At 40.7% G+C, this 8,635-nt stretch carries 5 protein-coding genes; all 5 read right to left on the reverse strand.

Translation table 11 applies throughout. The features are described from left to right. Window positions 1–2: 2 nt before the first annotated feature. The 5 genes from ACIGBM_RS13365 to parA all read right to left on the reverse strand — a co-directional run bounded on the left by ACIGBM_RS13365 (window position 3) and on the right by parA (window position 8,518). Complete coding sequence (locus ACIGBM_RS13365) at window positions 3–2,687, reverse strand: type III restriction endonuclease (RefSeq protein WP_397478073.1); 2,685 nt, start codon at window positions 2,685–2,687, stop codon at window positions 3–5. Then, window positions 2,680–4,527 (reverse strand): site-specific DNA-methyltransferase, encoded by a 1,848-nt coding sequence (locus tag ACIGBM_RS13370; RefSeq protein WP_397478074.1) that lies wholly within the window; start codon window positions 4,525–4,527, stop codon window positions 2,680–2,682. The genes ACIGBM_RS13365 and ACIGBM_RS13370 overlap by 8 nt, the downstream gene beginning before the upstream one ends. A gap of 37 nt (window positions 4,528–4,564) precedes the next feature. Then, entirely contained in the window at window positions 4,565–7,435 is a 2,871-nt protein-coding gene (locus ACIGBM_RS13375) for an ATP-dependent helicase (RefSeq protein WP_397478075.1), read from the reverse strand. A gap of 231 nt (window positions 7,436–7,666) precedes the next feature. Beyond that, entirely contained in the window at window positions 7,667–7,879 is a 213-nt protein-coding gene (locus tag ACIGBM_RS13380; protein ID WP_114701983.1) for a plasmid partition protein ParG, read from the reverse strand. Further along, window positions 7,880–8,518, reverse strand: coding sequence for a ParA family partition ATPase (parA, locus tag ACIGBM_RS13385; RefSeq protein ID WP_114701984.1), 639 nt, complete (start codon window positions 8,516–8,518; stop codon window positions 7,880–7,882). Window positions 8,519–8,635 lie beyond the last annotated feature (117 nt).

The raw sequence follows: 8,635 nt of genomic DNA on the forward strand, positions 1-8,635 counted from the left end.
AATTAGTTTAAAAAGGCTCGATCATAGCTTCCTGAGTCTGCGGATTTACCCGTAACTATTTCGTAGCCAATACCTGACGCTACGCCCATGAGTTCTGCGGCGTCTTTCTTATCTCTTACGTTTTGAGAGTCAATCATGTGCTCACCTTTGACTTCTACCATTACATAAGAACCATCTTGTTTTTTAATCAGGAAGTCAGGGTAATAACTACGTACGCGCTGCGTTTCTGTGTCTACGTAATGAATCACAAAGTCACTTTGGCCATGCGTTAGCATCCCTGTAAACCAAATCTTATCAACTTGTTTATCGTGTAACATATCCCAGAAAAATTGACGTTCTGGATTTGAATCGAAACAATAGTTGTCTAGATGGAAACTTTTCCCTGTTAATTCTGCAAGTGCTAAAGATGATTTTCTAATAATCTTATCTTTAGAGACGGTTACCGGATAATACCCAGGGTCTATAGGTGGCTCTTTTACTAAGTCAACTTCGAACTCTTCAGTAACACTTTCCGATTCTATATCGTACATCGCTTTAAAAAGGCGCGGAATCACTTGGTCGTACAGTACTTCATTGAACTTGTTCACCAACTCTAAGATACCGTCAAAGCCTTCTTCTGTAGCTGCGATAATTTTTTCAATTTCTAAACAAGGCTTATTAATATATCGAGCTATATCAGCAACTAATGACAGTTTGGTAAAAGTACGCTGCTCCTTTAGGAAAGAAAGGTCTTCTCGAGCACGATTTTTCACAGTTCCAATATCATCAGGCATTAATAGCCCTTGCTGGGTCTCATGGATAAGTCGATAGTCATCAAGAACAACCTCATCAAGCCCTAGCTTATACCCATCTTTTAAATCTTCTTTTTCAATTAACTTGAATTGACGACGAACACGTTTGATTGGCACTTTGATACTCGGCTGCTCAACTCTTACATGTACCGTTTCCTTGTTCGGATCAGGTTCTTTAAGTTCATCCGTTGAGATACGGAAGTTCGCTTGAAGCTCTTTATCCAAAAGTGCCATGTTCTCTTTAGTAAGATAAATGTGGCCAACATGCTGTCTGTCACCTATGGCACGTAAACAACGCATAGTCGCTTGAAGTATGAACACCTTAGATTTTGGTTCACGATAAAGCGCAACTGAAAATAGAGAGCGACAATTCCAACCTTCTCGGCCTTTATTGACCAGCAGGATGAACTGTTTTTCTGAGTTCGGGCTATCTAGACGGTTGAATTCGCGGATATCATCATCGGTGGTATGTTTCGCATCACCGACGTTAATCAATATACGGTCAGAAGATATGCCGTGCTTCGCTAGTATCTTTTCTACAGCCGGACGAATTTCAGTCGTCAATTCTTCGACAGTCGTACCAAAAATTGCCATCTTCGGTAGTATATTCTCAGGGCGTCCAATCTCATCGGCCTTTGCTAAGAAATCATTGATGGCTATCTCTAAAAACTCCTCGTGGCGCGTATTGCTATAGCCATTAAGCTTAACTTGCTTCAAGTAATTGTTATCAATCGCCTTGCGCAATCCATAGGCATAGACCACTTCTGGTAAAACGTCTTTACCTACATAAGGTGTACCAGTGTAGTTATAACAACCCACCACTCGAGTTCCGGCTTGTTTCAAATTTATCGCCAACTCATCAATGGTTTTACGCAACGAGTTCGCCGTATTATCGGCTTTTATACCCATATCTTTGGCAAGCTTTGCACCAAATGCGTGGTGGGCTTCGTCAACAAAGATACCTAACTGAGGAAGCCGCTTAATTTTCTCGAAACGTTGGTTAGTCACAAGATCTGCTTCATCTTGAGGCGCGGCAGCGATAGAATCATCGTCTAGGCCAAGCATTGCCATCGCTTCATCTTCTACATCACCAAGACCTTGGTACATCTCTTTGCCGGAGCTGAAGAGCTTATCTACCGTCGACTTACCTTTGCTGTCGCGACGTAAAATGATTTTCTGGCTATTCGATACGATTATATTGAACTTAGAGCCGTCCATGGTATTAAGAGAGACACCAGCATCTTCGAGATAGTGGAATTTGAATTCCGCAACAATTGGCATGTACTCCGGCGGCACGACTTTAGAATGATCGAAGGATTCTATTTCTCGCAAAGACTGTAATACCGTTTTATCTGGGGCAAAAATCAGAGCGTTTTGAATAAAACGCTCATCTTTACCTTTTTTATTACCAGCTAAGAAATCATAGAATATACAAGTGGCCATGAGAATGGTTTTTCCGGTACCCATGGTCAGGGCGAAAATGTAGTTCGGGTAAAGGCGGCCATCGTTGCTGGCTTTCATCTTTTTGAAAATGCCTTTGTAGTCTTTTTCAGACATCTCCCAGAACATATCCCCTTGCATAATCTGGCCATCTACGGTGCTGATGCCGGATACGCGCTCTGCAAATTTACTTTGGCTTGTATACCAATCTTCAAATAGTTGGAAGACGGGTTTGTTATCTAAGAACTCCTTTAGGAACACATAGATCTCTAGAGCTTCGAACTGGGGCACACGTAAAAAACTACCGGGGCGCGATGGCTCATTGAAATCTAAGAAGGCTTTACTTAGGCGAGTGTAATTTTTACGTATGGTGCCACGATGTATTTTATAGAATTCATGCAAGTGGACGTAAAACGAGTTATTTAACTCGAAGTTATCTTGGGCGTTCTTAGCCATGAACGATCACCTCTTCGTAAGATTCCGAAAGTAAGTCAGTGATCTTCACTTTGATGTTGCTAGCCCCTTCTGGGACATCATATTCACCGATGACGAACTCATCTTTAGGTGGGATATCGATTACTACGGGTTCCATAACCGCGCCATCGAAGTTCCAGTCGATCATTATGGACTCTACCATCTCGCGCCACTCTTCCACATCATCTCTTTGTTGGCTAAGCTTTTGAAGCAAGTTACGTGGATAGAAGGCTTCAACAACCAACTTGTTACCTTCTATTTTAATGGCAGCTTCTGAATCGTACTTGAACGTTAGGTCAGATTTGTCGCGTAGAATATCGACCACTTGAACCTTAAGTTTATATCCTGACTCATTTTCAAGTGTGGCACCTAAACTTGGCTCATGGCCCATGCAGATCAGCATGATTTCTTCCACTGGTTGGTTTGGGTTGGCTTCTTTACGCGACTCAAATTGTCTGTAAGGCAAGTTTGCGATTAGCTCATTCAAATCTTCTTTAGTAGCAATACGATTAACCGGCATGATTTTAACTTTATAACCGTCTTTCTCACCATCGTAGACTGAAGTTGCATCGAGCTTTTGAATTTCTAGCGCTTCTATGAGTAACTCTTTTGCTTCTACCGGATTACGGAAAATCTCGTAGTTATTTACATTGTGCACTTCAAAATTAGAGCCAATTCTTGCTAGTCTTTTTGTTGTCAATTGAATTGAACCTAAGTTTATGTCAGCTCCTATAAATTTCCTATCTAGCTTACTAGACACCGCAAGTGTTGTACCAGATCCCATAAAGCAATCAAAAACAAGGCAACCTGGCTCGCTGTATGCTTCAATTAATCTATTAAGAAGCTTCTCTGGTTTTTGAGTTGGGTAACCCACTAACTCGCTACCAGTTTTTGAAGGCAGAATATCAGTCCATATCGACTGAACTCGACGTCCTTTCTTAACGTACTCATCCATGTATTGCTTTAAGTATGGAGTACCAGTACTACTATAATAAATTCTCTCTTCTACAATCAGTTCATCAATTTTTTCTTGAGAGTAACTCCAGTGTCTATTTGCAGGTGGAGATATACTGACTCCATCAAAAATTCGGTCTGGCCCAGGCCCTGGGGCTGTTATTGGCCCTGCAAAAAAACGCCTACCATTTTTATCTTCCAGCTTAAAACGAGAACTGACATGCTCTTCGGAAAGAGGCACATGAACAGGGTTGAAAGGGTGCTTCGTAGACTTGCTATATACAAAGATATAATCGTGGACAATACCAAAACGGTCTGCATCGTTGTGAGCTCCCGTTCTTTGCCAAATAATATCATTAACAAAATTTTGAGGACCGAATACCTCATCTAAAATTGCTCTGATATAGTGACCTTTATGCCAGTCACAGTGAATAGATAAAATCCCTTCATCTTTCAATAATTCCTTCATCAGTACGATTCGTTCATAGATGAATTGAAGATAGTCGTCATTAGACCAAATATCAGAATACTGTTTTTCCTCAAAAGACATTAAATCATTAGTAACTCTTTGCTTTTTTAAACTAACAACCTTTTTATAGTCCGCCTTTGAATCAAAAGGCGGATCGATATAAATCAAATCAATTTTACCTCGAAACTCTTTAAGCAAATGGCTCATCACCTGAAGATTGTCGCCCCAGAAAATCTTATTAATCCAACCTGAATCGTCTTCTTGGCCATAGGCTTCTTTGAGTTGAGCGGGGAAGTATTGTGTTGAACGGAAAGGGCGTTTGCCTTTCCAGTTCAGCATAGGATAGCCTTTGATCGGCTCAAATTCGTAGTGTTCTATATTGGTCTGGTCGTTTGACATGATTTATTCTCTTGATGTTCGTATTACTTAGCTAAAACTAAGCACAAAATGTCCAATTTTTTCGGTCGCAATAGACGCGTGCGCTGCAATCTACACAGGTTTTATCTGGTCGCGCTTTAAGTGAAAAGTCTTTGCTTTCAATTCTGTCGACAATACTATCAAATTGCTGGATAGTATGACCAATTGCTGAGGTATTGTTATTAAAGCTAATGGTCGGTAAGCCGGTTGTTTCGCCAGTAAAATACAAGTGCATCTTACTGACTTTGTAATCAGTGTTTGCTTCCACCAAATGCGCATAAATTTCTAACTGACGCTGATGATGTAAGATACGCTCTCGATCTTTTTCCATATTTGGCTTACGCTCTGATTTGAAATCAACAATTTCAACGCTATCTCCTTCCCCTTTAATCAAATCGACGCTACCGGTTAACACATAACGTTCTTTGACTAACGAAATATCCACCTCTGTTTCTTTTATATCAGACCAATCATTATCCTTTCGCTCAACATAACGCATCACATGTTTTAGTGCCGCGCCTAATGTCGACTCTCCTAAATACATACGTTCACGATTGGCTAAGTTTTGATAGTTATTAAGCAACCAGCTTTCAATCTTATCTTTCGTTAGCAGCTCAGTTTCACCACGAATCGCCGACTTATGGACATCTTCTAGCGTCTCATGAATTAAAGTACCGAATAGCATTGGACTTGCCTTTACAGGTTGGAACTCGAGCTCTTTGAATAATCGATATTGCTCTGCGCAGGTCTCGAACAAGGTAATGTGAGAGGTAAAGGCATACTCATGCTTGATGTTCACATCTTTTACTTGCTCAAACTCTATTTCAGCAAGCTTGTGCTTCACATCGCGCCAGTAAGGTAGCTTTGTGGTGTAATCCGTGAAATGTCTGGAAGGTGTCTTGCCATGCCCTGATTTTTCTTGCCCTGTTAAGACCAATAAGTTTTGCGGCCTCGAAAAAGCAGTATAGAACAAACGCCAAAAATCGAAATACTTAGTGTCATCTAGTGGCTCAAAGGGAGGCTTGGCCATGTATTGATGTTCAATAATCTCATCAAGGTCTGTGTATTGTTTGCGCGGAACACCTTCAAGTGAACCGACAAAAACAATCGGAAATTCTAATCCTTTAGACTGGTGAATGGTTAAGAAGGACACGCATCCTGATGGTGCATATTCGGACATATCTTCGTATTCATCTATCCCCCCTTCAAATAAAAATTTTAGAAAATTATCAAATAAGGACGTTAGGTTAGACAGTAAGTATTTGGGGTTCAGAACACTGACTCGGTGCAAATATTCAAACTTACCAAGCATTCGACTTAGCTGAGCAAGGTTACGCTGAGCGCGTTCGTTGCCGCTGTGTTGTTCAAGGTAGTTTGAGAATAAAGGAAACTGCAATAACTCATAAAACAGGCCGAGAAAAGCTGAATCAGCATTCTTGGTTAGACCTATGTGCGCTTTCGCTTTTTGCTGGCACCATCTGAGCAAATCTGCTTGTTCTGGTTCTTTTAACTTGGCTATAAACGGTGCTAAGCAATGATTGGTATAATAATCCCATATAGGGAGCTTACGTCCATCAGCTATTTTTTTCTTACGCTCGGCCATCACCATAGGGAAAACCAAATTAAACGCACCTAACATGTAACAGATTTCTTCTCGCTCGAAAAATAGATTCGCACGCGGAGAATAAACCGGAATGCCTTTCTCTTCTAAAGACTGAGCAAGTGCTCGAACCTTATCTGATTTCACGGAACGAAATAAAAATGCCGCTTGATTCCAGTCCGTCAGTCTACCGTTTTGTTTTAGATGCATGAGCATTTGATAAACATCTTCATGCCAATCATCACCTTCTGGTGTGATCGCGCTGACGACGGTAGGCCCTGCTTTAAATTCACCCTCACGCGGACGTATTGTTTTAGCATAACGATAATTAACACCTTCGCGTAGCCAAGGCTTATCTCCCATATAGGAGTCGTAAAAGCTAACAATATCAGGGTGCGAACGATAATTAATCGATAGTTTTACTTGTTCACACTCATTCGGAGCAAACTGAGCAGGAAACTCTAGGATATTACGCACACTTGCACCACGGAAGCGGTAGAGAGCTTGGTCGTCATCTCCTACTACACACAAATTACGCTTGGATCCCATTAATAGCTGCAGTAAGTGCTCTTGAATGGTATTGGTATCTTGATATTCATCGACCATCAAATAAGTAATTTTAGTAGTCAATTCTTCCAAGATATGCGGATGCTGCTGTAGAAGCACGAGTGTTTCAAGTTGAATACAGGAAAAATCTAAGGCGTTCTCACTCAATAAAAGCCCTTGATAAACCTTGTATGCCTCGCCAAGCGCAGAAATCGCTTCATCTGGTGAAGCAACCAGTTGGTCGATATCAAGAACCTCTTCTGACGCCTTATTCAACCAACCAAGCAGATTCTCAGACTTTGCCCATGCAGGAATCTTGTGCTCACCTTGAATATGTTCTATGCCCTCGATATCTTTAAAATCGCGTAGTCTTTGATACAAAAAATACTGCTGATCGAACTGATCCATAAGCACAAAACTGCGCTTAAGTCGCGTGAAATCGCGATACTCTTCGAGAATGCGCAAACATATCGAGTGAAATGTCCCCAAGTACATCTCGTTCACATTGAACAAAGCCCCTAACTCTAACAAGCGATTAGAAATACGCGTCTTCAGCTCTTGCGCCGCTTTTTCTGTAAAAGTAACAACAAGCAACTGTTCTGGTTTTGCACTATGTACATGAATCAGGTTCATGATGCGCTCAACTAGGGTATAAGTTTTCCCAGATCCCGGGCCCGCAATGATCAATAGCGGGCCTTGGTGGTGCTCAATGGCTTTTTTCTTTGATGGATGAACGTCAAGCATTTTTACCTTCAGCTACATAATGAAGTCAGCGCAACAATGACCAGCACGCCGTCCTACGGTTAATCCAAATTTTTAGGCCAGCAAGGCGCTAAATACGTATAGGTTAACAGTAACAGATCAATGATAAAAATACTCGTCATTAGTCTGTCATTATGAAAAATTCTGGCTGAATAGTTGTTGTAAAAAATTAGCCCTAAAATCCGATAACCAATATTTTTTCATTTCTGATATTTATCGTTCAACTATTTTCTCATCAATCATTTCAGTTAATAGCTCAGTCACTGTCTTTCGGTTATCAAGCGCAAACTTTTTGAATGCAATATACTTATCTTTGTCAATGTTAAAGTTTACTCGTGCCGTTTTTTGAGGACTATCGGTCACGTCTGACAAAGATAACTCATCTTTTACCTTCTTACTGGGACGACCTGCTGCTAAGCTCATCATTTACTCCTTATCAAAAAATGTTTTAACTTCATTAACCAATACCGTCATTTCTTGTACTGCATTACTGTTCACTGACTCAGTATCAAATACGGTCTTGCCTAATGCTGCGCTATTTGGATAACTTACACGCTGCATAATTCTACTATCTAACACAGGTAGACCGTACTCTAGTAAAACTGAAGCCACTTCCTTACCAATATTAGTATTCTGGATTGCCCTAGACACTACAAAGGCTGCTTTTAGTTTACCGTCAGTCATCTCTATACGCTGCTTTACTAAGTCTACTAAATCGCTAGTCGCCCAAACATCGTATGGGCTAGGCTGTACAGGAATTAATACAAAATCAGCTGCTTTAATTGCAGATAAAGCCAAACTAGTTGCTTGTGGTGAACCATCAATCACCACATACTCTTTATCAGAGACATTTTTTAGATCTTTATCAAGCGTAGGTCTATCGAGACCTATCACTGGTACTGGATTATCTTCATCTACAGCTCGCCAATCACGTGCACTGCCCTGCTGGTCACTATCTACTAGCAATACACTATGTCCTTGCAGCTGCAAGCCACGAGCTAATTGAGTGGCAATAGTTGTCTTGCCACTGCCTCCTTTTTGATTCAACACAGCAATGACTTTCATAGAGCAATCCTAATTTTGAGTATTTGAGTATTTGAGTATTTGAGTATTTGAGTATTTGAGTATTTGAGTATTTGAGTATTTGAGTATTTGAGTATTTGAGTATTTGAGTATTTGAGT

The organism is Psychrobacter sp. NPDC077938 (genome assembly GCF_044542635.1).
GTDB lineage: Bacteria > Pseudomonadota > Gammaproteobacteria > Pseudomonadales > Moraxellaceae > Psychrobacter.

Excerpts from the sequence above, each read along its gene's own strand:
- parA (WP_114701984.1), bottom strand. The coding sequence starts at position 8,518 with ATGAAAGTCATTGCTGTGTTGAATCAAAAAGGAGGCAGTGGCAAGACA.
- ACIGBM_RS13380 (WP_114701983.1), bottom strand. The coding sequence starts at position 7,879 with ATGATGAGCTTAGCAGCAGGTCGTCCCAGTAAGAAGGTAAAAGATGAG.
- ACIGBM_RS13375 (WP_397478075.1), bottom strand. The coding sequence starts at position 7,435 with ATGCTTGACGTTCATCCATCAAAGAAAAAAGCCATTGAGCACCACCAA.
- ACIGBM_RS13365 (WP_397478073.1), bottom strand. The coding sequence starts at position 2,687 with ATGGCTAAGAACGCCCAAGATAACTTCGAGTTAAATAACTCGTTTTAC.
- ACIGBM_RS13370 (WP_397478074.1), bottom strand. The coding sequence starts at position 4,527 with ATGTCAAACGACCAGACCAATATAGAACACTACGAATTTGAGCCGATC.